Here is a 24,047-nt window from a genome sequence, read left to right as displayed (position 1 = left end):
CGATGACCGGCCTGCCGATCCGTCCCGCCCGGGCCGACGACCCCGCCGAGGTCGACCGGCTCTACGACGTGTGCCTGCGCACCGGCGCGGCCGGCGACGACGCGACCGGCCTCTACACGGATCCGCGCCTGCTCGGGGAGGTCTACCTCGGCGCCTACCTCGCGCTCGAGCCCGGCCTCGCGTTCGTGCTCGACGACGCAGGTACCGCCGTCGGGTACGTGCTCGGCGCGCGCGACACCGCCGCCTTCGAGTCCGCGTGCGCGCGACGCTGGTGGCCGGCGCTGCGCGACCGCTACCCGCTCGGCACGTTCCCCGCCGGGTCGCGCGACGACGCGCTCGTGCGCCTGGTGCACGCACCGCCGTCGGCCGACCCCGCGGTGCTCCGCGAGCACCCCTCGCACCTGCACGTCGACGTGCTCCCCGAGGCCCAGGGCGGCGGCAACGGCCGGCGCCTGCTCGAGACGCTTTTCGACGCCCTGCGCGCCTCCGGCTCACCGGGGGTGCACCTCGGCGTCGCGCGCGACAACGTCCGCGCCGTCGGGTTCTACAGGCACCTCGGCTTCACCGAGCTCGACGGTGACGACGGCGGTCTGACGCTGGGCCTGCGCCTCTGAGCGGTGCCCCTACGGGCGGAGGGCGGCGCCGAACCCCGGCTTGCCGGCCACCCCCGACGCCGAACCCCGGCTTGCCGGCCACCCCGGACGCCGAACCCGGGCCTGCACGTCACGCGGGGCCCTCGGTGGCACGTAACCCGGGGTTCGCGACGACCGCGGTGCGCCCGGCGTGCTGTCGACTCGCCGTCGCTGTCCAGAGCCCGACCCGAGGACAACGGACCTGGCCGTCCACAGATCCTTCCTGAGCCGGCTCTTCCACACGGAGACTGGTGGCACATCACGTCGAGCGGCCGGAGCCGCTGGGATCGCGACATGCCGCCCCGACGTCCTCTGCCCGACGAGATCGTCACGACCGCTTCCCGCCAGGAAGGTCTCGTCGACACGGAGCAGTGCCGCCGAGCCGGCCTAGGACCCGACGTGGTGCGTCGCCTGCTGACGACCTCGGCCTGGTCCCGCGTCACGCGCGGCGTCTACGACACGGACCCGACGCCCGTCGCGCGGCGTCCGGCCGACCGACGTCGCCGCCGCGCGGCGTGGGCCGCGCTGCTGGCGTTCGGTCCCAGGTCGATCGCTGTCGGCCCGTGCGCGCTGGCGCTGCTCGACGTCGCAGGCCTGCCGAGCCGCGTGGCCCCGGAGGCAGCGCTCCCCGGTGGGCGCGCGCTGGAGTCGCGGGACGGGATCCGGCTGCGCATGTTCGACGACGGGATGACCGTGGTGCGCGTCGGCGACCGCCACGTCGCGAGCCCGGAGTGGGCGCTCGCGCAGGCGGTGCCCGAGCTCGACCGCGAGCCGGCCATCTCCGTCATGGACTCCGCGCTCCATCTCGGCCTCGTCGACGCGAGCGGCCTGGACCGCGCGCACGACCACGCGCGTGGCCGGCGGGGGGTGGCACGGACGCACGGGTGGTGGGAGCTCGCCGACGGGCGGTCGGAGTCGCCTCTCGAGACGTGGGCCCGGCTCGACTGCATGGACGGCGGGGTGCCGCCCGACGAGCTGCAGGTCGAGCTCACCGGGGCGAGCGGTGCACGGCGCCGGGCGGACCTCGGGTGGCGGCTCGACGACGGACGCTGGCTCGTCGCCGAGGTCGACGGCGCCGAGATCCACGACACGCCCGCCGCCGCGTTCGCGGACCGTGCGCGCCACAACGACCTCGTGACGGCAGAGGTGGCCGCCGTCCTGCGCTTCACCTGGCACGACGTGCGGACGCCGGGCGTGACGGCACGCGCGGTACGTCGAGCGCTGCAGGCGGCGGGGCGACGTCGTGCCGCGTGAACCGTGCGTCGAACCCCGGCTTGCTGGTCATGCCGCGCCGCCGAACCCCGGGTTGTGCGCCACGAGCGGCGCGGCCTGCCGCACAACCCGGGGTTCGGCACACGGCGGTGCCGCACAACCCAGGGTTCGGCGGGTCAGTGCGCGTCGTGGACCGCGTGCTCGTCCCCGCCGGGGGCGGACGCCGGGCTGGCAGGCTCCTCGCTGGTCCCGCGCCACCGGGAGATCGTCCGCATCGCGTGGTAGATCGCGAGCGCCGCGGCCGTACCGAGCGCGATGCCCTCGAACGTCAGGTCGCCCGCGACCCACGTGAAGTTCGCGATGCCGACGACGAGCGGCACCGCTGCCGTGGTGAGGTTCACCGGGTCGGAGAAGTCCACGCGGTTCTGCACCCAGATGCGCGCGCCGAGGATCCCGATCATGCCGTAGAGCAGGGTCGTCGCCCCGCCGAGCACCCCCGCGGGGATGGTCGCGACGAGCGCACCGAACTTGGGCGACAGCGACAGGACGAGAGCGGTCGCGGCCGCGACCCAGTACGCCGCGGTCGAGTAGACACGGGTCGCGGCCATGACACCGATGTTCTCGGCGTAGGTCGTGGTGCCGGACCCGCCGCCGACGCCCGCGAGGGTCGTCGCCACGCCGTCGGCCAGGAGCGCGCGACCGGTGAGGCCGTCGAGGTTCTGACCGGTCATCGCGGCGACCGACTTCACGTGCCCGACGTTCTCCGCGATGAGCACGAGCACGACCGGGACGAAGAGCCCCAGCACGGCGACGTCGAACGACGGGGCGACGAACTCCGGCAGGCCGAGCCACGCGGCGTCGCGCACGGCGGAGAAGTCGACCTCGCCCCGGAGCACCGCGACGACGTACCCGACGATCACGCCGACGAGGATCGACAACCGGCCGAGGATGCCCTTGAACAGCACCGTGACGAGGATCGTCGTGGCCAGCGTGACGAGAGCCGTGACCGGCGCCTGCTCGAAGTTGCTCCACGCGGTGGGCGCGAGGTTCAGCCCGATGAGCGCGACGATCGTGCCGGTGACGATGGGCGGCATGACGACGTCGATCCACCGGGCGCCGGCGAGGTGCACCACGAGGCCCACCGCGGCCAGCACGAGGCCCGTGACGAGGATGCCGCCGACGGCGACCGACTGGCCCTGCGAGGCCGTCGCGGCACCGATGGGCGCGATGAACGCGAAGCTCGAGCCGAGGTAGCTGGGCAGGCGGTTGCGCGTGACGAGCAGGAACACCGCGGTGCCGACGGCGGAGAAGAACAGCGTCGTCGCCGGGGAGAAGCCCGTGATGAGGGGTACGAGGAACGTCGCGCCGAACATCGCGACGACGTGCTGCATGCCGATGCCGATGGTGCGGGGCCAGCTGAGCCGCTCCCCGGGGTCGACGACGTCCCCCGGCGCGACCCGCTTGCCGTCCCCGTGCACCCGCCAGCCGATGGCGCTCATGACTCTCCTGTCCGTGACGTTCCTGGGGAGATCCCCGGAGCAGGGTAGTGCCCGGACGTCACGGCGCTGTGTCGCGCCCGCGCGCGGGGACGTCGCGCGCGGGCGCGAGGGGTCAGCCGAGCTGCGGCCCCACCTCGTCGGCGACGAGCTGCAGGTGGTCGAGGTCGTGCAGGTCGAGTACCTGGAGGTAGAAGCGCGTGACGCCCTGCTCGGCCGCGGCGGCGAGCTTGTCGGCGGCCTCGGCGACGGTGCCGGCGATGCCGTTGCGGCGCACCTCGTCGGGCTCGCGGCCGATGGCCTCGGCGCGGCGGCGGAACTCGGCCTCGTCCTTGCCGATCGCGATGACGAACGCGGCGGAGTAGACGAGCGAGTCGGGGTCGCGGTCGGCGTCGAGGCACGCGGCGCGCACGTTCTCGATGCGGTCGGGCAGCACGCCCGGGTCGGGGAACGCGACGTTGAACTCGCTGGCGTAGCGCGCGGCGAGCGCGGGCGTGCGCCGGGGGCCGTGGCCGCCGACGATCACGGGGATGCGGTCCTGCGCCGGCTTGGGCAGCCCCGGGGAGTCGGTGAGCGTGTAGTGCTCGCCGGAGAAGCTGAACGTCTCGCCGACGGGCGTCTCCCACAGCCCCGTGATGACGGCGAGCTGCTCCTCGAGGATGCCGAAGCGCTTCGCGGGGAACGGGATGCCGTACGCCTCGTGCTCGCGCGCGTACCAGCCGGCGCCGAGGCCGAGCTCGACGCGCCCGCCGGACATCTGGTCGACCTGCGCGGCCTGGATCGCGAGCACGCCCGGGTGGCGGAACGTCGCCGACGACACGAGCGTGCCCAGCCGGATGCGGCTCGTCTCGCGCGCGAGGCCCGCGAGCGTGGTCCAGGCGTCGGTCGGGCCGGGCATGCCGTCGCCGTCGCCCATGACGAGGTAGTGGTCGGAGCGGAAGAAGGCGCCGAACCCGAGGTCCTCGGTGGCCTTCGCGACGGCGAGGATGTCGTCGTAGGAGGCACCCTGCTGGGGCTCGGTGAAGATGCGCAGGTCGATCTGGGTCATGGCGCCAGTCTGCCCGACGGCGGTGCGTGCCCCGGCCGGCCGGTCCCCGCGTCAGTCCGCCGCGAGCGGCACGAGGTCGAGCTCCTGGAACTCCGCGACCTCGGACGTCCAGCGGTCGGCGACGAACGACCGGTGCGCCGGGTGGGCGTCGTACGCGGCGTAGGCGGCCTCGTCGTCGAACACCATGGAGAACTGGAACGACAGCGGGCTCTTCGCGCTGACCTGGCGCGAGACGGTGAAGTCCTGGACGCCGGGGACGGCGGTGAGGGTCCGCCGCGCGTCGGCGAGGAACTCCGCCTCCTCCGGGCTGTCGGCGGCGTGCACGAGGCGGAAGGCGACGGTGTGCTGGATCACACCGTCACCCTAGACGGCCGCGACCGTAGAGTCGTGCCATGCGCGTGAGCACCGTGATCCTGCCCATCTACCCGTGGCGCGAGGGCCGCGAGGTGTGGCGGTCCGCCGACGACCTCGGCCTGCACGCCGGCTACACGTACGACCACCTCTCCTGGCGCAGCTTTCGCGACGGGCCGTGGTTCGGCGCGGTGCCCACGCTCGCGGCCGCCGCGGGCGTGACGGAGCGGCTGCGGCTCGGCACGCTCGTGACGTCGCCCAACTTCCGCGAGCCGGTGACGTTCGCGAAGGACGTCATGACACTGGACGACCTGTCGGGCGGCCGCCTCACCGTGGGGCTCGGCGCGGGGACCGCCGGGTTCGACGCGACGGTGCTCGGCGGCCAGCCGTGGGGGCCGGGCGAGCGCGCCGACCGGCTGCGCGACTTCACGGCGCTGCTCGACCGCCTGCTCACCGAGCCGGCCGTGACGCACGACGAGGGCCACTACCGCGCCCACGAGGCCCGGACCATCCCCGGCCCCGTGCAGTCGCCGCGCGTGCCGTTCGCGATCGCCGCGAACGGCACGCGGGGCCTGCGTCTCACCGCCCGCTACGGGCAGGCGTGGGTCACGACGGGCGACGGCGAGCTGCGCGACGGCGCCACGCCGTCGGACGCGCGCGCCGGGGTGCGCGCGCAGGTCGAGCGCCTCGAGGCCGCGTGCGTCGAGGCGGGCCGGGACCCGGGCACGGTGGAGCGGGTGCTGCTCACCGGCTTCACGCCGGACCGCCCGCTGGACTCGGTCGACGCGTTCGTCGAGACCGCCACGGGGTACGCCGAGGCGGGCATCACGGAGATCGTGCTGCACTGGCCGATCCCGGGCACGCAGTTCGAGGCCGACCAGGCCGTGTTCGAGCGGGTCGTCGCCGAGGGCGCGCCGCGCGTCGCGGACCTCTGACCTCGCGCGGTCCCGCCGGGGGTCGCTCGCTAGGGTGGGCGCCGTGACCTCACGACCGAGCGCGAGCGGTCCCGGCGACGGCGCCGGGTCCGGGAACCCGCACCGCGCGGCAGCGGGCGGCGCGTGGCAGCGCGTCGTGTCGAGGATGCGCGCGGGATGGCGGCGTGCCGACGACGTCCGGACCGGGACGCGCTGGTCCAGCATCGCCACGGTGCTGGGCGGGGTCGTCGTCGCCGTCGTGTGCCTCTCGCTCGTGCTGCGCGGGCGCGTCTGGGCGTGGGTGCCGCTCGCGATCGCCGCGGCCGTCGCCCTGCGCGAGGTGCGCTACCTGCAGCGCGTCGCCCGCGGCGGGCGGCGCGGACCGCGGTACCAGGAGAACGCGCCGCGCTGACGCACGGGCGCCCCCGGGTCATCCGCAGGTCGCACGCCGCGCGCCCGCAGGATCCACCGGACGGACGACGCGCCCGGGGCGGTCCGTCGCGAAGACTGGGTCTCGGCGTCGGGCAGCGGCGCCGAGACCCCCGGAGGTTCCCGTGACCAGCCAGCCCCTCGCCCGCGCGACGACGTCATCGGCCCGTGCCGCGGACCGCGCCCGCCGGCGCGCCCGGGGTGCGGCGACGCGTCCGGCGGTGCCACCGGTGGAGCGGGCGAACGGCTGGGTGGTGGCGGTCGCCGTCGTCGCCGGTGCCGCGCTCTTCTCGTGGCTCGCGATGAACGCGTTCCTCGGCGGCTGAGCCCGTCCCTCCGCCGCGGGTCGACGGCTCGACGGATCGGCCACCACCCCGCTCGCGCGCAGCGCCGGGATTCGCCCGCGCCCGACCCGCCCACCCCTCGACGCCGGACCGGCCGAGGTCTACCGTCGAGGGACGGGCGCCGCCGTCCTGCGGCAGGCGCCCGGCCAACGTCCCGGACGGAGCACCGATGGGCACCACGGACGAGGAGACGGACCGCGCGCCGGCACTTGGCGACGCGGCCGCGCGACCGGCGGTCGACGCGTTCGCCGAGCGCCTGTTCACCGCGACGCTCGGCGCGATCGAGGTGCTCGCCGTCCACGTCGGCGACCGGTTGGGCTGGTACCGGGCGCTCGCGGAGACCGGACCGCTGACCTCCACGGCCCTCGCGGAGCGCACCGGCACGCACGAGCGCTACGTGCGCGAGTGGCTCGAACAGCAGGCCGCGTCCGGCATCCTCGCCGCCGAGGACCCGGCCGCCGGACCAGCGCTGGCCGCCGACCCCGCGGACGCCGCCCGCGAGCGCCGCTACGCGCTCCCGGCGGCGCACGCGGAGGTGCTGACCGACGGGTCGTCCCTCGCGTACTCCGCCCCGCTCGCGCGGTTCGTCGGGGCGGTCGGCCCGCAGCTGCCGCACCTGCTCGAGGCGTACCGCACGGGTGGCGGGGTGTCGTGGGAGCAGATGGGCGAGGACGCGCGCGAGGCGCAGGCGGACGTCAACCGGCCGTGGTTCGAGCGCGAGCTCGGCCCCGTCCTCGCCGGGGTGCCGGACGTGCACGACGTCCTGTCCCGGCCGGGAGCGCGGGTGGTCGACGTCGGGTGCGGGTTCGGCTGGTCGACGCTCGCCCTGGCGCGCGCGTACCCGGGCGCCGTCGTGCACGGCATCGACGTGGACGGGCCGTCGGTCGCGGCGGCACGCGCCGCCGCGGCGGACGCCGGCCTGGCGGACCGGGTGACGTTCCACCAGGGTGACGCGGCGGAGCTCGCCGTCGCCGCGCCGTCCGACCCGTTCGACGCGGCGTTCGCGTTCGAGTGCGTCCACGACATGCCCCGACCGGTCGCGGTGCTCGACGCGGTGCGCCGGGCGGTGCGCGACGACGGCGTGGTGGTCGTCGTGGACGAGGCCGTGGCCGACGAGTTCTCGGCCCCGGCCCGTGCCGTCGACCAGATCATGTACGGCTACAGCCTGTTCGTGTGCCTGCCGGACGGGATGTCGAGCCGGCCGTCGGCCGGCACGGGGACGGTGATGCGGCCGGCGACCCTGCGCCGGTACGCGCTCGAGGCGGGCTTCGCGGGGATCGAGGTGCTGCCCGTCGAGGACTTCTCGCTCCTGCGGTTCTACCGGCTGACGCGCTGAGCCGTCAGTCCTGCGGCGGTGGCGCCCACCGCGCGGCGTCGCCCACCCGGATCGTCCCCGACGACAGCAGCCGGCACACCACACCGCCGCGGTTGTGCATCGAGCGCATCGCGCCGGGCGCGATCCAGTCGTCGAGCAGCCGGCACGGCGCGGCGATGCGCAGCACCTGCAGCTCGACGTCGCCGAGCCACAGCAGCGACCCGGGCTTCGTCGGCAGGTCCCCGTGGGTCAGCGTGACGTTGCGCCGCGTCAGGCCTGGGTCGATCTCCAGGCCGAGCACCTCGGACGCCGCGGCGAGGGCGGCGGACGTCTGCACGGTCACGTGCCGGTGCTTGGACCCGTGGTACCGGTCGCCGACGAGCCCGCGCCCCTCCTCCGCCTCGACCTCGGGGACGGTCCGCGTCGGCAGACGCCGCGCCTTGGCGACGTGGAGCGAGCGCACGGTCGGGATGTCGGTCACCGTCCCACCCTGGCACGGCGAGCGCGACGGGCGCACGACCCGTGCCGGTGTACCGTCGGCAAGCATGACCGACGTCCGCAGCCGCACCCACGCCCAGGCCGTCGACGCAGCGATCGAGCTCTTCACGCGCCAGGGGTACGAGCAGACCACCGTCGAGGAGATCGCCGACGCCGCGCAGGTCAGCCGGGCCACGTTCTTCCGCCGCTTCCGCTCCAAGGACGACGTGGTCTTCGCCGACCACGAGCTGCTCCTCGACGAGGTCGTCGTCATGCTCGCCGCCACCCGCCCCGTGCCCGACGCCGCGGGGAACCTCGTGCCCGACCCGTCGGTCGACCCGTACCTCGAGGTGTGCCGCGCGGCGCGGCTCGTGTTCGACCACCACGTCGGCCAGCGCGAGACGTCGATCGCGCGGTGGCACCTCCTGCAGCAGGTCCCCGCGCTCCGCGACCGCGAGCTCGTCACGACGCACCGCTACGAGCGCGCGTTCACCGCGTACCTGCGTGACGCACTGCCGCCGGACAAGCGTCGCTCGACCGCGTCCATCGCGTTCGCCGCGTCGGTCGTCGCCGTGCACAACGCGCTCCTGCGCCGCTGGCTGCGCGACCCCGTCCAGGACCTGCGCCCGCAGCTCGAGGAGGCGTTCGCCGAGCTGCGCCGGGCCGCGGTCGGCCGTGGCCCGGCCGAGGGCGAGGCGGCGACGGCCCAGGTCGCGAGCGCCGTCGCCGCGCGCGACGGCGCAGCACGCGTGGTCGTGACCGTCGTCGAGCCGGGCCCTGACCCCGACGGCGTCGCGGACGCCGTTGCCCGGGCCGTGCGCGACGCCCTCGGCTGACCCCGGCCGACCGGGGAATGCGGGGGTACCATCTCCCGTTGCAGAACGCAGTACGCACGAACGTGCTCCGGGGTCGGTGCAATTCCGAGCCGGCGGTGACAGTCCGCGACCCGCGCCCTACGCGCGGTTGACCTGGTGGAACTCCAGGACCGACGGTGACAGTCCGGATGGGAGGAAGCACGTGCGGCGCGGTCGTCCCCGAGGGGACGGGTCCGTCGAGCACTCGACGAGCCCGCACCCGAGGTGACCGGCCTCGCCGTGGTGAGCGACGGCGTCGGTGGTCCCCGCGGGCCGCGACGGCCCGCCGCCCGCCCTCGCCCCGGACCCGACGTGCCCGGGAAGGACGAGGGACATCCGATGGACCTGATGGCGCTGTTCGACGCGCAGCTCACGATCGGCGACCAGCACCTGCTGTGGCGCGAGATCGTCGGCAACGGGTTCGGCCTGGCGTCGGCGCTGGGCGGCATGCGACGCAAGGTGTGGGCGTGGCCCGTCGGCATCGTCGGCAACCTGCTGCTGCTCACGGTGTTCCTCGGCGCGGTGTTCGCGACACCCAACCCCGTGAACCTGCTCGGCCAGGCCGGGCGGCAGGTCATGTTCGTCGTCGTGTCCGTGTACGGGTGGGTGCAGTGGCGTCGCACGCAGCAGCGGCTGGGTGACGCGGACGCCGACAGCCACGGCGTCTCCGTGGTCCCGCAGTGGGCGACGGCGCGTCAGCGGATCGGCCTCGTGCTCGCGCTGGTGGTCGGCACCGCCGTGCTCACGCCCGTCTTCCGCGCGCTGGGCTCGTTCGAGCCCGTGTGGGCGGACGCGTGGATCTTCATGGGCTCGCTGCTCGCCACGTACGGCATGGCGAAGGGCTGGGTCGAGTTCTGGCTGGTCTGGGTCGCCGTCGACGTCGTGGGCGTCCCGCTGCTCGTGTCCGCCGGTTACTACGCGTCGGCGTTCATGTACGTGTTCTACGGCGCCTTCACGCTCGTCGGGTTCTTCGTGTGGTGGCGCGTCAACCGGCGCGCGACGGCCGAGGCGGCCGCCGCCGGGGCGCCCGCCGCCGTCTGACGGCTCACTCGTCGAAGACCATGCGGTCCGACGCCGCGACGCGGTACGCCCCGAGCGACTTCTCCGCGCACACGGCGTCCACCACGTCGACGCTCCCGCCGACGTAGGTCGCGGACGCGTCGATCTCCGACCCGACGAACCACGACCGGTCGTCCGGCCACCACAGGTTGGGCGGCTGGTCGTGGTCGCGGAACGCCGCGACGTCGGCGGTCGTGCCCGTCCACAGGTGGTACTCGCGGTGCGGGAGGAGCAGCATCGGTGCGGCCGGGCGCTCGACGAGCGTCGGCGCGACCCGTCGCCAGCCCTCCTCACGGGCGGCGGCGAGCTCCTCCTCCGTCGGGCGCGGCTCGTCCTGTCCCCAGCCGACGAACACGCCCACGCCTGACGTCGCTCGGGGATCGGTGCCGTGGTCGTAGAGGAAGCCGTGCCCCGTCCACAGCGCGAGGTGGATCGGCATCCCGGCCGTGAACGGCGCGAGGACCCGCGCCAACGTCTCGGCCTGCGTCACCGCCGGAGACGCGCCCATGGCGTGGTCGCCCGGGAGCGGTACGCACGCGTACACCGCGTACCCGCGCGGGACCGTGCCGTCGACGCGCGGGCCGAAGTCACCGAGCCGGTCGGCGATCCACTCCCCGGCAGAAGCGTCGTCGTCCCAGGCCACCATGCGCCGACCCTAGCGCTGATACCCCGTCTCGCTTGACCTGATACGGCGTATCGGCGCACGATGGTGGGGAACGGGCGCGCGGAGTGATCCTCCGGCGAGCCGCCCCACCGTCGAGCACAGGAGCACCGATGCCCGCCACGCCGATCAAGCCCGGGGTCACCGAGCCCGCGTACGACCTCACCACGCCGCTCGACGTGGACTTCGCGGGCGCGTTCGCCGACGCGACCGACGCCGACCGCGCGCACCAGCAGCGCGTGCGCCGGTTCGTGCAGGACGAGGTGCTGCCGGTGATCGACGAGTACTGGGAGCGCGCCGAAGTCCCGCTCGGGCTCGTCAAGCGGCTCGGCGACCTCGACCTCCTGCGCGACGGCGTCGACGTCGACGGCCACGAGCGCATCAGCCCGCTGGGTGCGGGCCTCGCGGCGATGGAGATGTCGCGCGGCGACGGCTCGGTCGCGACGATCTGCGGCGTGCAGGGCGGCCTCGCGCTCCGCTCCATCCAGATGCTCGGCTCGGACGAGCAGCGCGCCCGCTACGCCGAGCCGATGGCGCGCGGCGACATCATCGGGGCGTTCGCGCTCACCGAGCCGACGCACGGCTCCGACTCGGTCTCGCTCGAGACGACGGCGCGGCGCGAGACCCGCGACGGGGTCGAGGGCTACGTGCTGAACGGCGAGAAGAAGTGGATCGGCAACGGCTCGTCGGGCGACATCACGGTGGTGTGGGCACGTCTCGTCGGCGAGGACGGGGACGGGCAGGTGCACGGCTTCGTCGTCCCGCAGGACTCCCCCGGCTACACCGGCACCACGATCACCGGGAAGGTGTCGCTGCGCGCGATCTGGCAGGCGCACGTCGTGCTCGACGACGTCTTCGTCCCCGCCGAGAACGCCCTGCCCGGCGCGCGGTCGTTCAAGGACACGTCGCGCGTGCTGTTCGCGACGCGGCTCGGGGTGGCGTGGGCCGCCGTCGGGCACGCGACCGCCTGCTACGAGACCGCGGTCGCGTACGCGACGCAGCGCGTGCAGTTCGGCCGACCGCTCGCGGCGAACCAGATGATCCAGGAGCGCCTCACCCGGATGCTGTCGACGCTCACGCAGCTCCAGCTCCTCGTCGCCCGCATGACGCGGCTCGACGACGCCGGCACGCTCACCGGCCCGCAGGCGTCCCTCGCGAAGTACACGTGCACCCGCGGCGCGCGCGAGATCGCGGCGACCGCGCGCGACCTGCTCGGCGGCAACGGCATCCTGCTCGGCAACCGGGTGGCCCGGCACTTCGCCGACATCGAGGCGCTCCACACGTACGAGGGCACCGAGTCGGTGCAGGCGCTCATCGTCGGCCGCGACATCACGGGCGTCTCGGCGTTCGTCTGACGCACCCGCAACCCCTCGCCCCGCACCGCCCGGACGAAGAGCCCCCATGAGCACCGACGCCACCCTGCCCGACGACGCCGTCACGGCCGAGGACGAGGTCACGCCCGTCCTGCTGCACGGCGCCCGCACGCCGTTCACGCGATTCCGCGGAGCGCTCGCGTCCCTGTCGGCCGCAGAGCTCGGCGCGCACGCGATCCGCGGCGCGCTGACGGCCGCGGGCGTGCGCCCCGACCAGGTCGACACGGTGATCGTCGGGCAGGTCGTCCAGGCCGGGGCGAAGCAGGGCCCGGCGCGGCAGGCCGCGATCCGCGCCGGGATCGGCTGGGACGTGCCGACCGTGACGATCAACAAGCTGTGCCTGTCCGGCCTCACGGCGGTCATCGACGCCGCGCGTCTGGTCCGCACGGGCGAGGCCGCGGTCGTCGTCGCGGGCGGCCAGGAGTCCATGACCAACGCACCGCACCTCGTGCTGGGTTCGCGCGCGGGCCACGCGTTCGGCGACGTGACGATGGCGGACTCGCTCACGCACGACGGCCTCGACGACCCGTTCAGCGGCGAGGTCATGGGCGAGCTCACGGACCGCGGGTGCGCGACGCGCGGCATCGGCCGCCCCGAGCAGGACGCCTACGCGCTGCGCTCGCACCAGCGCGCGGCGGCCGCGCGCGACGCCGGTCGGCTCGCCGAGGAGATCGCGCCCGTGAGCGTGCCGCAGCGCAGGGGCGAGCCGGTCGTCGTCGAGCACGACGAGGGCGTGCGTGCCGACACGACGCTCGAGGCGCTCGAGCGCCTGCGCCCCGCGTTCGTCGCGGACGGCACCATCACCGCGGGGTCGAGCTCGCCGCTGTCGGACGGCGCGGCGGCGGTCGTCGTCGCGAGCCGCGCCTTCGCGAAGCGCAACGGCCTGCCGTGGCTCGCCGAGATCGGCGCTGCCGGCCAGGTGGCTGGGCCGGACAACTCCCTGCACTCCCAGCCCGCGCGCGCGATCGAGGCGGCGCTGAAGCGCGAGGGGCTCGCGGCGTCGGACCTCGACCTCGTGGAGATCAACGAGGCGTTCGCCGCCGTCGCGCTGCAGTCGGTCGCCGACCTCGGCGTCGACGCGGACGTCGTCAACACGGACGGCGGCGCGATCGCGCTCGGCCACCCCGTCGGCGCGTCCGGGGCGCGGCTCGCGCTGCACCTCGCGCTCGCGCTGCGGCGTCGCGGGGGCGGCGTCGGCGCGGCCGCGCTGTGCGGGGGCGGCGGCCAGGGCGACGCGCTCGTCCTCCACGTGCGCGACTGACGCGATCCGCGCGACGCGAACCGATCCACCCCGCTCCGGCCCGCGAGCCGCTGGACGAAGCGGGAGAAACCCGGGCACCGGCCCGGTTCGACGCGCGTGCACCCGCACCGTCGTGCACGCTGATGACCCAGGTACGGCGCGGTTCGCCAGCACGCATGTGATGCAGATCGCGTCATGGTCGCCCCGAGTCGCGTCACGGATCGCGTCAGGTGTGGTCCCTCTTCCTGGAACACCACGTCGAGAGGACCGCCATGACCACCGACACGCTTGCCGGGACCGCGCGCCGCGCGACCGCCCGAGCGCGCCACTCCCACCTGTCCGCCATCGCCGCCGTCGCGGTGGGGCTGGTGGCCGGTTTCGCGGCCGGACCGTTCCTGCTCGGCTGAGCACCCGTCGCGAAGGCCCGGGACCTCTCGGAGGTCCCGGGCCTTCGTCGCGCCTGCCGGCGTCACGCCCGGCGCACCAGCTCCTCGAGGCGGTCGAGCAGCGCCACCTGGCCCGAGACCACCAGCCCGCGCGCCCGGGCGAGCGGGAACCAGTGCGCCCGGTCGAGCTCGGGGAACTCCTGCACCCGCCCCGACCGCGGCGGCCACTCGACGACGAACGTGTTGCTCGTGATGCGACTGACGTCGAGGTCCGCCTGGCGCGCCCAGGCCGTGACGACCTTGCCGGCGCGCTGGCGCACCGTCCCGAGGTCGAGGTCCGGGACGTCGCTCCGCGGCGCGGGCACGCCGAGCTCCTCGGCGAACTCGCGCAGCGCGGCGGCGTGCGGGTCCTCGTCCGGGTCGATCTCGCCCTTGGGGATCGTCCACGCCCCCGCGTCCTTGCGGGCCCAGAGGGGCCCTCCCATGTGTCCGATCAGCACCTCGAGGACGCCGTCGCGCACGCGGTGGAGCACCAGACCGGCCGACTGCTTCATGCCCCCTTCTTACACACCCGGTGTGTCGGCGGCGCGGCGTGCGTCAGATCAAGCGCAGAGCCCGACCGGGTCCCACGGTCCCCAGGTGACGGAGCCCGGCAGCTCGCCCGTCGTCCACCACTGGGCGCGGTAGTTCACGCCAGCGCGCGAGACGGTCTGCCCGCCGGTGTACACGGTCTCGCGCGACCACGCGGGGGCGCACTCCGCGACCTCGACCGCGGGCGCGGTGCCGCAGGGCCCGACCTCGCGCCACGGGCCCCAGGGGTCCGCACCCGGCTGCTGGTTCCGCGTCCACCACGCCGCGCGGTACTCGACGCCCTCGTGCGAGACGACCTCGCCGCCCGTGTAGACGCCCGTGCCGTACCAGGGCACGGCGCACTCGGCCGCCACGCCCGGCCCGGGCGTCGCCGCCCGCAGCGTCGAACCGAGCGCGTCGCCGAGCTCGTTGCGGTGGTCGCCCGACAGGTCCCACCACATGGCGCCGCCGTAGCCCTGCGTCGCGACGAACTCCGCCTTGGCCGTGACGGACGCCGGGTCGTCGTAGCTCCACCACTCGTCGCCGTCGTACAGCCAGGAGGCGCCGATCTCCGGGTCGAAGAACCGCTCGCCGTCCTGCGCCTGGAGCTGTGCGTACGTCCGCGTGCCGACGTAGCCGGCCGCCGGCTGCCAGCCCTGCGAGCCGTCGTCGACGCCGTACCAGCCGTGACCGTACGCCGCGAGACCCGCGTTGAGCTGGCTCGGGTCGGCGCCGGCGGCCGTGTACATCGCCAGCGCGCCGTCGAGCCCGAGGCCCCAGTTGTTCGTCCCGTCCGGGTGGAGGTTGCCCTGGTGCCCCGTCTGGTTCGGCACCCACCCGCCGTGGAAGTCGTAGCCCTGGACGTTGAGGAAGTCGACGACGGCGAACAGGCGCGGGTCGAGCCAGCCGCCCTCGCCGGCGTTCCAGCCGCCCGCCGGGGCGAACGCCGTCAGCAGGTAGTCCTCGCCCGTCTCGGCGCCGAGCGCGTCGAGCTCGGCGCGGAACTCCTCCATGAGGAGCAGGAAGTTCTCCTTGTCCTCGGGGCGCGCGTTCGCCGTCTCCCCGCCGGTGACGGGCCACTCCCAGTCGATGTCGATGCCGTCGAAGATGCCGGCCGCCGCGCCGGGTCCGCCCTTGCCGTCGACCACCGGGAGGTCGCCCCGGATGTACAGGTCGAGGCACGAGTCGACGAGCGCGGTGCGCCCCTCCGGCGTCGAGGCCGCCTCGGAGAAGTGGTCGGACCAGGTCCAGCCGCCGAGCGAGATGAGGATCTTCGTGTCGGGGCTGAGCGCTTTGAGCTTGCGGAGCTGGTTGAAGTTGCCCGCGAGCGCCTGGCCGGGGCGGTCCGCCACGCCGTCCACGGAGTCGGCCGCGGCGACCTCCGCGACGAAGTCGTTGAGCGGGTCGCCCTCGCCGGGCACGTCGGCGATGTCGCACACGAGGTCCGTCGTGACGTTCCCGAACGCGTAGTTGATGTGGGTGAGGTCCTCGATCGCGCCCGTGCGGACGAGGTCGACGACGTGGAAGTCGCGCGTCACGCGGGACTCGGCCATGACGTAGCCGACGCTGCGGTAGCCGTTGATGTCGGCAGGGCCGTCGGCCGCCGCGGCGGGGCGTGCGGACGCGAGCGGTGCGGCGGCGGCCGGCGTCGCCAGGAGGCCCGCAGCGAGGACACCGGCGGCGACGAACGCTGCGCCGGCGGCCCGCCCGCGGGCTCGGCGCGGTGTGTGGGAGTCCAAGAGGTGCGTGGATCGGGAGCCGGCGTGCGGTGGGGACGGTCGGTGCGACATGAAGGCCTCGTTGCTCTTCCTGGCCCGCCAGGGCGATTTGTTCGGACTCCTGCACACTAGCCAGGCCGTCGGCTGTTACGCCAGGGTCCGAACGAAACCATCGCGTCACGACTCGGTGTCGGCCTCGTTTCCAGCCGCCGAGCCGACCCCGCGCCTCAGGCGACCGACTCGCTCATCACGAGGCCGGCGCCAGGGATCGCGGCGAGCAGGTCGCGCGTGCACTCCTCCCGCGGGTGGTCGAAGACCTCGTCGGTCGGTGCGTGCTCGACGACCTTCCCCGACCTCATCACCACCACGGAGTCCGCGATCTGCCGCACCACCGCGAGGTCGTGCGTGATGAACAGGTAGGCCAGCCCCAGCTCGCGCTGCAGCTCGGCCAGCAGCTCGAGGATCTGCGCCTGGACGAGCACGTCCAGGGCGGAGACGGCCTCGTCGAGGACGATCACCTCGGGCTGGAGGGCGAGCGCCCGGGCGATCGCGATCCGCTGCCGCTGCCCTCCGGACAGCTGGTTGGGGAACCGCCGCATGGCGGACTGCGGGAGGGCGACCATGTCGAGCAGCTCCCGGACGCGCGCCTCGCGCGACCGGCGGTTCCCCACCTTGTGCAGGCGCAGCGGCTCCTCGAGCGTCCGGTAGACGGAGAACTGCGGGTCGAGCGAGCCGTAGGGGTTCTGGAACACCGGCTGGATGCGGCGACGGAACGCCATCTGGCGACGACGCGGCAGATGCGGGCTTCCTTTCTATTGCTTGGCACAAGGATGGTCCCTTCGAGTCGAGCCGCTGCAGGTTCCTGCGGCTGCGTGGCGCCCCGGCACTTCACCCGCGCAGGGGCTGCCGATGCGTCGGTGCCCCGTGGTACCTATGAGGCACATTGCGACGAGGAGGCGACGTGACCGAGACTCTCGTCGCCGCTGACGTCGTCGCGGAGCTCACCCGGGTCGAGCTCGCGTCCATCGTCGCGGACGTGCGAGCAGGCAGGCGCGAGCACCAACTGAAGTCGCTCGACGAGCGTGGCACCGGGCACCTGCTGGTCCGCAACCAGTACACCGGCCGGTACCCGTTTGAACTGCTGCAGAACGCGGCCGACGCGGCCGCGGACACCGATCACCCGGGGCATGTGCGCTTCCACCTGTCCGACCAGGCGCTGCTGGTGGCGGACAACGGCATCGGGTTCAGCCCGGACGCGATCCGGTCGATCTGCCGGCTCGGGCGCTCCACGAAGAGCCCGACGAAGTCCATCGGGTACAAGGGTTTAGGCTTCCGGTCCGTTGGGGAGATCACCGACCGGCCGCAGGTCATCACCGCTGCCGTCCGGTTCGGCTTCGACGAGAACCGCGTGTTCGAGCAGGTCGCAGCACTCACTGGTGGGCTGCCCGCCGATCAGAAGCTGCCCACGTACGCGTTCCCGTTCACGCTGAGCGAGAACGACCTCGGCGCGGACGTCGCGCTGGTCGACCAGCTGCTCGCGGGCGGGTACACGACCGTGATGCGGTTGCCGCTGCGCACCGGGGTCGACCGCTCACATGTCGAGGCGCAGCTGCGCGACAACGTCGAGCCCCAGCTGATGCTGTTCCTCGGGTCGCTGGACCGCCTTGAGGTGTCCGGGACCGACCGCGACTTCATCGCCGAGGTAGCCCGGCAGGACACCGACGGTGTCCAGCGCGTTCTGATGCAGGTCGGCGACGACCTGACGGAATGGCTGGTATACGCCCGGCAGCTGCCTGTCGCACGTGAGCTGGTCGCTCCGATGGACGGTTGGCAGGAGGTCGAGACCGTCACCGCCGCAGTCGCACTGCCGCTCGGGGAGGACGGGGGCCCCTCAACCGGGGCGCTGTACTCGATGCACGTCTACTTCCCGACCGAGGAGAAGACAGGGTTCTCGTTCATCACGCACGCCGATTGGGCGCTGCACCTGGACCGCCGCCAGCTGTCCGGCACGCCGGACGCCACCCCGTACAACGAGTTCATGACGGCAGCGATGGTCGACCTCATCTGCACCGGGGTGGCACCGGACCTCGCGACCCGGTTCGGGGACCCGTCCGTCGCCGCCGCGGTCCTTGCCCCACGCGGGGCGCCGACCGGGGCCGGCGCCGGGCTGCATGAGAAGCTGATGGCGGCGCTGCCGTACGTCGAATTTGTCGCCACCGTGAACGGCTCCCTGGTCAGCCCCCGTGCAGCGCACCTGTTGTTCCCCAAGTGCCCGGACGTGCGGGTCTTGCACGCGCTGTCCGACACCAGCGCATGCCCCACCCTGGCGGCCGCGCGCGTCGAGGCTGACGCGGCGGTGCGCTCCGCCCTGGTGACGCTGGGCGCCGGCACGCTGAGCCTGGACGCCACCCTCGCGCTGCTGCGCCCACCGGGCACTGAGAGCGCTCACGCGTACTACCAGCACCTGGTCGCTTGGGACGCCGGGCTAGCGCGGAGCACGTACGCGAAGGCGCTGTCGATAATCGCGTGCGTTCGAACCCAGGACGGGCGGGTCGTCACGCCGTCATCAAAGGTCTTCTTCCCCCGCACGAACGACGACGTCGCGGTCGAGCTGCCGCTGCCGATCGCGGTCCTGCCGGACAATGTCGCCGGGCTGACCGACCTGCTGGAGTCGGCCGGTGTCGGCCGGTTTGACTGGCGCGACATCATCCCGGACTACGTCGTACCGATCCTGACCGACCCAGGCGCGGACAGGGACAACCGCCGGCTCGCGCTGAACGCGTTGCGTGCGTACGTCCGGACGCGACGCACCAGCGCCGGTGACCGGGAGATCCGTGACGTGGTACGAGACGTCCTGGTCCCCGCACGTGACGCGGGGGGGAGCGCGCGCAGGCTCGTCCCGGCCGCGCAGGTGTACTTCGCCGGGGATTGGACCGCGAACACCCGCCTGGAAGGCATCTACGGCCCGTTCGGGCAAGTCGAGTTCCTCGACGTTCCTGCACCAGACGACCCTGCCCAGCGCGACCAGGAACGTGAGCTGTGGTCGTTCTGCGGAGTAGCTGACTGCCCACGCGTGCTGACCGTCGAGGCGGAGAACACCCGTGAGTACCTGACGTACACGATCTGGCAGGGCCACCCACACAAGAGCGACTCGCTGTGGGCGCAGTGGTGGCAGGACGACGACGTCAAAGTCGCGAAGGTGTGCCGGGCCGATCATCCCCAGTCGCAGCAGCTGCAAATATCGCACCGACTGGACAGGTTCACCGAGCTCGTGGCGGCCAGCGACCCGGGCCGGCTTCGGCTGCTGTGGTCAGCGCTCGCAACGCACTGGACGACTGTGTACGAGCCAGCCATGAAGGCGACGTTCCGCTGCGTGCACGGCAACCACACCGGTGACGCACGCACCGCTCCTTCGCTGCTGCAGTACGCGCTAACCACCAACGCATGGGTGCCCGCCCGCCGTGGTGACGCCGTCGAGCTCGTGATGCCATGGCAGGCATGGCGGGTGGCGCCGTCCACTCCGACCCACGTCCGTTCCCGTGTGCCGGCGCTGCCGGACGCCATGACGTCCGGCCACGCGCAAAAGATGATGATGGTCGAGCTCGGCGTCGCAGACGCCGCCCGCCTGAGCGCTGACGACCTATTCGACCTGCTGCGGAACCTGTGCGACGAAGCAGGCCAGGCTGAGCCGGACGACAGCCAGGTCAAGGCGGCGCGGTGGGCGATGCGGACCTTGAACGACGTCCTGCACGTCGGCCTGCATGAAGCGCCGACAGACCCGGTGCCTCTGCTGGCGACCCTAGACGGCCGGTACATGTTCGTGACCGAACCGCTCGTCGTGCGGGACCCGATGGTGCGGGAGGCATGGGGTGCTCGCCGGCCGGTGCTGGCCGCGGACGAGGACTGCGTGTCGCTGATGCGGGTCCTGTCGCTGGTGGTGCTGGACGAGCGCGTGAAGGTGACACCGATCGAGGTTGGGCACCGGCCGGATCTGATTGAGGTTATGCAGGCGCACGTGGACCGAGCCGCGCCGTGGATGCTGGCGCTGCTGCGCAAGCTGCGGGCGTCCGCTGAGGAGACGTTCGTGCCACGCATCAAGCGTCTGGACGTCCGGCCCTGCAACGAGCTGATCCTCTCCTACGAGTTCGAGGGGGAGCGGATCGAGCTGGCTGCGGCCGTCTCGCACATCGCGTCCCGGGTAGTGCCCGGCCCACGCCGGGGGGTCGGAGCTGCCATGTTCGGGACGGCGTACCTGGAGGTCGACCGGGCCACGGGGCACGAGCCGTGGTTCGAGTTCGGGCCGCAGCTGGCGTTGCACGTGCGGGCGGACAACTACGGCGACCAGTTCGGGCAGATACTCGCCTCCGACGACGCGACCCGTGCCCGGTTCCTGGCGTCGAAGAAGATCACGACGGACGACGTGCGCGCCGCCGCGGAGACCCTGGGGCGCACTCACATCCTGCTCGAGGACCTCGTAGACCCGCTCGTCCCGGACACCGATGAGGGTGATGAAGTGCCAGCGCCGGATGACGTCCCGGTGGGTGCCCCGCACGCGCCGGACGCGGTGCCAGCCGAGACCGAACCTGGTGCGCCGGCCGGTGGCGCGCCAGCGGGCGGCCAGAGCCCGCCGGGTCCGGCTGCGCCGCCCAAGCCGGCAGGCAGCGGCGGTGGGACCGCCGGGGGCGCGGGCGCAGTGGGCGGTGGCTCGGCGCCGAGGAATGGTTCACCCGCGGCGGCGACGGCGGAGTTCCCCGAGCTGGACGTGGACGCGTTCGTCGTCGAGGACGGTGACCCCGGTCCGGCCGCGGCGGCGTCCGGACCCGGCCGCGGTGGTGGCGGAGGGTTCGGTGGCGGGTGGACCCCTGAGCCGGCTGTCTCCGAGGCGGACAAGCGAGCAATCGGCCGCCAGGGGGAACGGGCGGTGTACCTATACGAGCGGCGGCGGGTCGCTGCGCTCGGGCTGAACCCGGACGACACCGTGGTGTGGCGTTCGGACCGCGAGCAATACGCCCCGTACGATATTCAGTCGGTCGACGACGACGGGGTGAGCATCTTCATCGAGGTGAAGTCGACGACCGGCGCCGACCCGTGCGCGCCGTTCGACATCTCCACAGCAGAGCTCACCGAATCCATCCGGTACGGCGACAAGTTCCGTGTGTATAGGGTCACGGACGTGCGGTCCTACGCGCCCCGCATCACCCGGTACACGAACCCCGTCGCGCTGGTGCGCGCCGGACGCGCCACCTTGGACGTGTCCAAGGCTCGAATGCGGTTCGGGCACGAGAGCCTGGGGGTGTCAGCCGACGGAGGCTGACGCTATGAGGGTGCACCAGCCCCGAGGCTGACCCGATAAGGCCACGCGCGCGGGGCTTGGTCGCTTGAGACCGCAAGGTGTGGCGGATCTGCTCGACATACGGCTGGTGGTCGGCGTTCGGCATGCTTCGCTCCGCGTCGGGGGTGCCTGTGGCGTCTTTGCGGGATGGCCCTTGGCGACCCCTGACGCGGAGCTCTACCGGCTTCCTCGGGTCTGCTGCGCCGTCGATGCGGTGCCTCTGGGATGACCTGGGGATGACGAAAGGCCCCGGATCCGCAGGAGGCTGCGGGCGGGGCCCTTCGGTGAGCGGTAGCGGTGGGATTTGAACCCACGGTGGACTTTCACCCACACACGCTTTCGAGGCGTGCTCCTTAGGCCGCTCGGACACGCTACCTCTGCCGGTGAACCCGGCCGAAGCAGGATACCTGCTCCGACCTCGAGACACCGAATCGGCGTCCTGGTGCGGCTCACCGTGGGGGGGGGGGGCCCCCCCCCGCGCCCCCCCCCCCCCCCCCACGACTCACTGACCGCCGAGCGCCTCGGCGAACAGCGGGACGACGTTGTCGATCGCGTAGATCACCGCGGTCGGGGTGCCGAGCGAGAACGCGTTGGACAGGTCCTCGTCGTCGAACACCACGTACCGGCCGTCGGCGACGGACGGGACGGCCTGGAACAGCGGCTGCTCCTCGACCTCGGCGGCGGTGAAGCCGATGGGCTGGATGACGGTGAGGTCGGCGTCGAGCAGGTCGAGGTTCTCGGTGCCGAGGTTGACGGAGAACTCCTCCCCTGCGGCCTCGTCGATCTCGGGCTTGGTGACGAACCCGAGGCTCTGCATGAACTCGCCGCGGGCCGACGTCGACACGTAAGCGCCGAAGCCCTCGGCCCAGTACGAACCGATGACGGCGGTCTTGCCCTCGAAGTCGGGGTTCTCCTCGCGGACGGCCGCGAACGCGTCGTCGACCTCGGCGAGCAGCTCTTCGCCGGCGTCGCTGCGCCCGAGCGCGGCGGCGATCATGTCGACCTGGTCCTCCATGGGCGTGAGGTAGGCCTCGCCGCCCTCGGGGACGCCGACGGTCGGCGCGATCTCCGACAGCCGCTCGTACCGCTCCGGGTCGCCCGACGACTTCACGTCGAGGATGACGTCGGGCTCGAGCACCGCGATCTGCTCGTACGACGGCTCGAGCGTCTCGATGATCTCCGGCGACTCGCTGTACGCGTCCTCGAGCCACGGCCCCACGCCGTCGCCGCCGAACGCGAGCCAGTCGCTCGCCCCGACGGGCTCGACGCCGAGCGCGAGCGCCGTCTCCGCGTCGCCCCAGCCGAGCGCGACGACGCGCGTCGGCTCCTCGGGGATCTCCACCTCGCCGAAGGCGGTGTCGATCGTCACGGGGAACGCGGAGGCCTCGCTCTCCGTGCCCGACGGCGAGGCGTCGCCGCCCCCGGTGTCGTCACCCGAGTCGCTGGAGCAGGCCGCGAGCGCGAGCAGCGCCACGGCGGCGGCACCGGCGACGGCGGCGCGACGGGTCGCGGCGGCGCCGCGGTGGGTCAGTGCGTTCATGTTCTCTCTCAGTCCTCGAAGATCTGACCGATGGGCTCGCGCTTCTCGGCCTGGAACCGGTCCTCGGCGCGTCCGTACGCCCAGTACCCGGACAACGACAGGTCATCCCGCGGCACGCCGCGTGCGGCGAAGACACGGCGCAGGGCCTTCATGGCCTCGCGCTCGCCGTGCGCGAAGACGCACACGCGCCCCTCGCGCCACGGCAGCGCCAGCACGGCGTCAGGCAGCAGCGTCGTCGTGCCGGCCGGTGCGTCACCGCGGAACAGCCACCGCACGTCGACGCCCGCCGGGGCGTCGAGCCGCTGGACGTCCTCCCCGCTGCCGACCTCGATCACGGCCGTCCCGACGGCGTCGCGCGGCATCGCCTCGAGCGCGGCGGCGATCGCCGGCAGGGCCGAGTCGTCGCCGGCGAGCAGGTGCCAGTCCGCCGTCGGGTCGGGCGTGTACATGCCGCCCGGACCGGCGAAGACGATGCGGTCGCCGGGGCGCGCGGTCGCGGCCCACGGGCCGGCGATGCCCTCGTCGCCGTGCACGACGAAGTCGATCGCGAGGCGCTGCGCGGCCTCGTCGACGTGCCGCACGGTGTACGTGCGCGTGACGGGCAGGTCCTCGGGCGCGAGCGTCTCTCGCAGCGCGGCGACGTCGTACGGGGGCTCGAGCCCGAGCTCCGGCTTGGCGAAGAAGATCTTCACGTACTTGTCGGTGCACGGGTTGTTCGTGAACGCGGCGAAGCCCGGGCCGCCCGCGACGACGCGCACCATGTGCGGCGTGATCCACGAGGTCTCCAGGATCTCGAGGACGGTCTGCGGGCGCGTGCGGCGGGGCGCCTGCGTGGTGGGGGTCGACATGCCTGCCTCTCGTCGATGGCCGTCTGTCTTAGGTGAGGCTAACATCACCCGCCTGCCGCTCCTACGGGCGTCCGCAGCGGTCCGCGTCACACCCCGCCGCCTCGCCAGGTGAACGACCGCCGTCGGCACGGTGAACGGGACTCACACGCGTGGCCTGCGCCTCGCACAGCCGGGGCATAGGCACCGGCACTTCCCTGGGACCTGTCACCGTCCACCGGCGCTCAGCGCCACGGTCCCGGAGCCGCCTC

Annotated in this window: 21 protein-coding genes, 1 tRNA gene, 1 pseudogene and 1 riboswitch; of the genes and pseudogenes, 12 read left to right on the top strand and 11 right to left on the bottom strand. The window is 73.4% G+C overall.

The features are described from left to right. Positions 1 to 2 precede the first annotated feature (2 nt). Both ACFTZA_RS07995 and ACFTZA_RS07990 read left to right on the top strand, forming a co-directional pair. Complete coding sequence (locus ACFTZA_RS07995) at positions 3 to 614, top strand: GNAT family N-acetyltransferase (protein WP_378192607.1); 612 nt, start codon at positions 3 to 5, stop codon at positions 612 to 614. 417 nt (positions 615 to 1,031) lie between these two features. Beyond that, entirely contained in the window at positions 1,032 to 1,886 is an 855-nt protein-coding gene (locus ACFTZA_RS07990) for a hypothetical protein (RefSeq protein WP_378192604.1), read from the top strand. 134 nt (positions 1,887 to 2,020) lie between these two features. Here ACFTZA_RS07990 and ACFTZA_RS07985 read toward each other — a convergent pair whose 3' ends face one another. The 3 genes from ACFTZA_RS07985 to ACFTZA_RS07975 form a co-directional block, all read right to left on the bottom strand. After that, complete coding sequence (locus ACFTZA_RS07985) at positions 2,021 to 3,343, bottom strand: uracil-xanthine permease family protein (RefSeq protein WP_378192602.1); 1,323 nt, start codon at positions 3,341 to 3,343, stop codon at positions 2,021 to 2,023. Between the two features lie 112 nt (positions 3,344 to 3,455). Next, positions 3,456 to 4,379: an LLM class F420-dependent oxidoreductase gene (locus tag ACFTZA_RS07980; RefSeq protein WP_378192848.1), complete on the bottom strand. Its 924-nt coding sequence runs from the start codon at positions 4,377 to 4,379 to the stop codon at positions 3,456 to 3,458. A 60-nt stretch (positions 4,380 to 4,439) separates the two neighbouring features. Further along, on the bottom strand, positions 4,440 to 4,742 hold the full coding sequence (locus ACFTZA_RS07975; protein ID WP_378192600.1) for a Dabb family protein: 303 nt from the start codon (positions 4,740 to 4,742) through the stop codon (positions 4,440 to 4,442). A 38-nt stretch (positions 4,743 to 4,780) separates the two neighbouring features. Between ACFTZA_RS07975 and ACFTZA_RS07970 the strand changes: the two genes are divergently transcribed. The 4 genes from ACFTZA_RS07970 (at position 4,781) to ACFTZA_RS07955 (ending at position 7,762) form a co-directional block, all read left to right on the top strand. Next, a complete protein-coding gene (locus ACFTZA_RS07970; protein WP_378192598.1) occupies positions 4,781 to 5,674 on the top strand; it encodes an LLM class flavin-dependent oxidoreductase in 894 nt (297 codons plus the stop codon). Between the two features lie 43 nt (positions 5,675 to 5,717). Further along, the gene (locus ACFTZA_RS07965) at positions 5,718 to 6,065 is read left to right on the top strand and encodes a hypothetical protein (protein ID WP_378192596.1); all 348 of its coding nucleotides are present in this window, start codon (positions 5,718 to 5,720) and stop codon (positions 6,063 to 6,065) included. A 142-nt stretch (positions 6,066 to 6,207) separates the two neighbouring features. Beyond that, entirely contained in the window at positions 6,208 to 6,408 is a 201-nt protein-coding gene (locus tag ACFTZA_RS07960; RefSeq protein ID WP_378192594.1) for a hypothetical protein, read from the top strand. A 187-nt stretch (positions 6,409 to 6,595) separates the two neighbouring features. Next, positions 6,596 to 7,762 (top strand): class I SAM-dependent methyltransferase, encoded by a 1,167-nt coding sequence (locus ACFTZA_RS07955; protein WP_378192592.1) that lies wholly within the window; start codon positions 6,596 to 6,598, stop codon positions 7,760 to 7,762. A 4-nt stretch (positions 7,763 to 7,766) separates the two neighbouring features. Here ACFTZA_RS07955 and ACFTZA_RS07950 read toward each other — a convergent pair whose 3' ends face one another. Further along, a complete protein-coding gene (locus ACFTZA_RS07950) occupies positions 7,767 to 8,222 on the bottom strand; it encodes an MOSC domain-containing protein (protein ID WP_378192590.1) in 456 nt (151 codons plus the stop codon). A 64-nt stretch (positions 8,223 to 8,286) separates the two neighbouring features. Here ACFTZA_RS07950 and ACFTZA_RS07945 point away from each other — a divergent pair, with 64 nt between their 5' ends. Continuing rightward, positions 8,287 to 9,054: a TetR family transcriptional regulator gene (locus ACFTZA_RS07945; RefSeq protein ID WP_378192588.1), complete on the top strand. Its 768-nt coding sequence runs from the start codon at positions 8,287 to 8,289 to the stop codon at positions 9,052 to 9,054. Positions 9,055 to 9,112: 58 nt separating this feature from the next. Beyond that, positions 9,113 to 9,239: riboswitch (FMN riboswitch) on the top strand. Positions 9,240 to 9,411: 172 nt separating this feature from the next. After that, a complete protein-coding gene (pnuC, locus tag ACFTZA_RS07940; RefSeq protein ID WP_378192586.1) occupies positions 9,412 to 10,113 on the top strand; it encodes a nicotinamide riboside transporter PnuC in 702 nt (233 codons plus the stop codon). 4 nt (positions 10,114 to 10,117) lie between these two features. Here the strand turns inward: pnuC and ACFTZA_RS07935 are convergent, their stop codons facing one another. Next, entirely contained in the window at positions 10,118 to 10,777 is a 660-nt protein-coding gene (locus ACFTZA_RS07935) for a hypothetical protein (protein WP_378192584.1), read from the bottom strand. Positions 10,778 to 10,905: 128 nt separating this feature from the next. Here ACFTZA_RS07935 and ACFTZA_RS07930 point away from each other — a divergent pair, with 128 nt between their 5' ends. The 3 genes from ACFTZA_RS07930 (at position 10,906) to ACFTZA_RS07920 (ending at position 13,812) form a co-directional block, all read left to right on the top strand. After that, the gene (locus ACFTZA_RS07930; RefSeq protein WP_378192582.1) at positions 10,906 to 12,147 is read left to right on the top strand and encodes an acyl-CoA dehydrogenase family protein; all 1,242 of its coding nucleotides are present in this window, start codon (positions 10,906 to 10,908) and stop codon (positions 12,145 to 12,147) included. A gap of 46 nt (positions 12,148 to 12,193) precedes the next feature. Beyond that, positions 12,194 to 13,426: an acetyl-CoA C-acyltransferase gene (locus ACFTZA_RS07925; protein ID WP_378192579.1), complete on the top strand. Its 1,233-nt coding sequence runs from the start codon at positions 12,194 to 12,196 to the stop codon at positions 13,424 to 13,426. A gap of 251 nt (positions 13,427 to 13,677) precedes the next feature. After that, positions 13,678 to 13,812, top strand: coding sequence for a hypothetical protein (locus ACFTZA_RS07920; RefSeq protein WP_378192577.1), 135 nt, complete (start codon positions 13,678 to 13,680; stop codon positions 13,810 to 13,812). 62 nt (positions 13,813 to 13,874) lie between these two features. Here the strand turns inward: ACFTZA_RS07920 and ACFTZA_RS07915 are convergent, their stop codons facing one another. From ACFTZA_RS07915 to ACFTZA_RS07905, 3 genes and pseudogenes are all read right to left on the bottom strand, one after another. Beyond that, the gene (locus ACFTZA_RS07915) at positions 13,875 to 14,345 is read right to left on the bottom strand and encodes an NUDIX domain-containing protein (RefSeq protein ID WP_378192575.1); all 471 of its coding nucleotides are present in this window, start codon (positions 14,343 to 14,345) and stop codon (positions 13,875 to 13,877) included. A gap of 48 nt (positions 14,346 to 14,393) precedes the next feature. After that, positions 14,394 to 16,100 carry a glycosyl hydrolase family 18 protein gene (locus ACFTZA_RS07910; RefSeq protein ID WP_378192572.1) on the bottom strand — a complete coding sequence of 569 codons (1,707 nt, stop codon included), beginning with the start codon at positions 16,098 to 16,100 and terminating at the stop codon, positions 14,394 to 14,396. Between the two features lie 206 nt (positions 16,101 to 16,306). Beyond that, a pseudogene (locus ACFTZA_RS07905) lies at positions 16,307 to 16,852 on the bottom strand (ATP-binding cassette domain-containing protein); the annotation flags it as partial. Between the two features lie 188 nt (positions 16,853 to 17,040). Between ACFTZA_RS07905 and ACFTZA_RS07900 the strand changes: the two are divergent. Then, positions 17,041 to 21,393, top strand: a complete 4,353-nt coding sequence (locus ACFTZA_RS07900; RefSeq protein WP_378192570.1) for a sacsin N-terminal ATP-binding-like domain-containing protein — start codon at positions 17,041 to 17,043, stop codon at positions 21,391 to 21,393. Positions 21,394 to 21,700: 307 nt separating this feature from the next. On the opposite strand, the gene ACFTZA_RS07895 is transcribed toward ACFTZA_RS07900, so the two are convergent. The 3 genes from ACFTZA_RS07895 to ACFTZA_RS07885 all read right to left on the bottom strand — a co-directional run bounded on the left by ACFTZA_RS07895 (position 21,701) and on the right by ACFTZA_RS07885 (position 23,799). Further along, a tRNA-Ser gene (locus ACFTZA_RS07895) sits at positions 21,701 to 21,787 on the bottom strand. 126 nt (positions 21,788 to 21,913) lie between these two features. Continuing rightward, a complete protein-coding gene (locus tag ACFTZA_RS07890; protein ID WP_378192567.1) occupies positions 21,914 to 22,951 on the bottom strand; it encodes an iron-siderophore ABC transporter substrate-binding protein in 1,038 nt (345 codons plus the stop codon). A gap of 8 nt (positions 22,952 to 22,959) precedes the next feature. Continuing rightward, on the bottom strand, positions 22,960 to 23,799 hold the full coding sequence (locus ACFTZA_RS07885) for a siderophore-interacting protein (RefSeq protein WP_378192565.1): 840 nt from the start codon (positions 23,797 to 23,799) through the stop codon (positions 22,960 to 22,962). Positions 23,800 to 24,047 lie beyond the last annotated feature (248 nt).

Source organism: Cellulosimicrobium sp. NPDC057127, from assembly GCF_042670945.1.
Classification (GTDB): Bacteria; Actinomycetota; Actinomycetes; order Actinomycetales; family Cellulomonadaceae; genus Cellulosimicrobium.
Note: the sequence above shows the minus strand (reverse complement) of the source record. Positions and strands in the feature narration are given on the sequence as shown.

Bases quoted from the DNA above. Each gene is read 5' to 3' on its own strand.
- ACFTZA_RS07995 (WP_378192607.1), top strand. From the start codon at position 3: ATGACCGGCCTGCCGATCCGTCCCGCCCGGGCCGACGACCCCGCCGAG.
- ACFTZA_RS07985 (WP_378192602.1), bottom strand. From the start codon at position 3,343: ATGAGCGCCATCGGCTGGCGGGTGCACGGGGACGGCAAGCGGGTCGCG.
- ACFTZA_RS07970 (WP_378192598.1), top strand. From the start codon at position 4,781: ATGCGCGTGAGCACCGTGATCCTGCCCATCTACCCGTGGCGCGAGGGC.
- ACFTZA_RS07955 (WP_378192592.1), top strand. From the start codon at position 6,596: ATGGGCACCACGGACGAGGAGACGGACCGCGCGCCGGCACTTGGCGAC.
- ACFTZA_RS07945 (WP_378192588.1), top strand. From the start codon at position 8,287: ATGACCGACGTCCGCAGCCGCACCCACGCCCAGGCCGTCGACGCAGCG.
- pnuC (WP_378192586.1), top strand. From the start codon at position 9,412: ATGGACCTGATGGCGCTGTTCGACGCGCAGCTCACGATCGGCGACCAG.
- ACFTZA_RS07935 (WP_378192584.1), bottom strand. From the start codon at position 10,777: ATGGTGGCCTGGGACGACGACGCTTCTGCCGGGGAGTGGATCGCCGAC.
- ACFTZA_RS07930 (WP_378192582.1), top strand. From the start codon at position 10,906: ATGCCCGCCACGCCGATCAAGCCCGGGGTCACCGAGCCCGCGTACGAC.
- ACFTZA_RS07925 (WP_378192579.1), top strand. From the start codon at position 12,194: ATGAGCACCGACGCCACCCTGCCCGACGACGCCGTCACGGCCGAGGAC.
- ACFTZA_RS07920 (WP_378192577.1), top strand. From the start codon at position 13,678: ATGACCACCGACACGCTTGCCGGGACCGCGCGCCGCGCGACCGCCCGA.
- ACFTZA_RS07915 (WP_378192575.1), bottom strand. From the start codon at position 14,345: ATGAAGCAGTCGGCCGGTCTGGTGCTCCACCGCGTGCGCGACGGCGTC.
- ACFTZA_RS07890 (WP_378192567.1), bottom strand. From the start codon at position 22,951: ATGAACGCACTGACCCACCGCGGCGCCGCCGCGACCCGTCGCGCCGCC.
- ACFTZA_RS07885 (WP_378192565.1), bottom strand. From the start codon at position 23,799: ATGTCGACCCCCACCACGCAGGCGCCCCGCCGCACGCGCCCGCAGACC.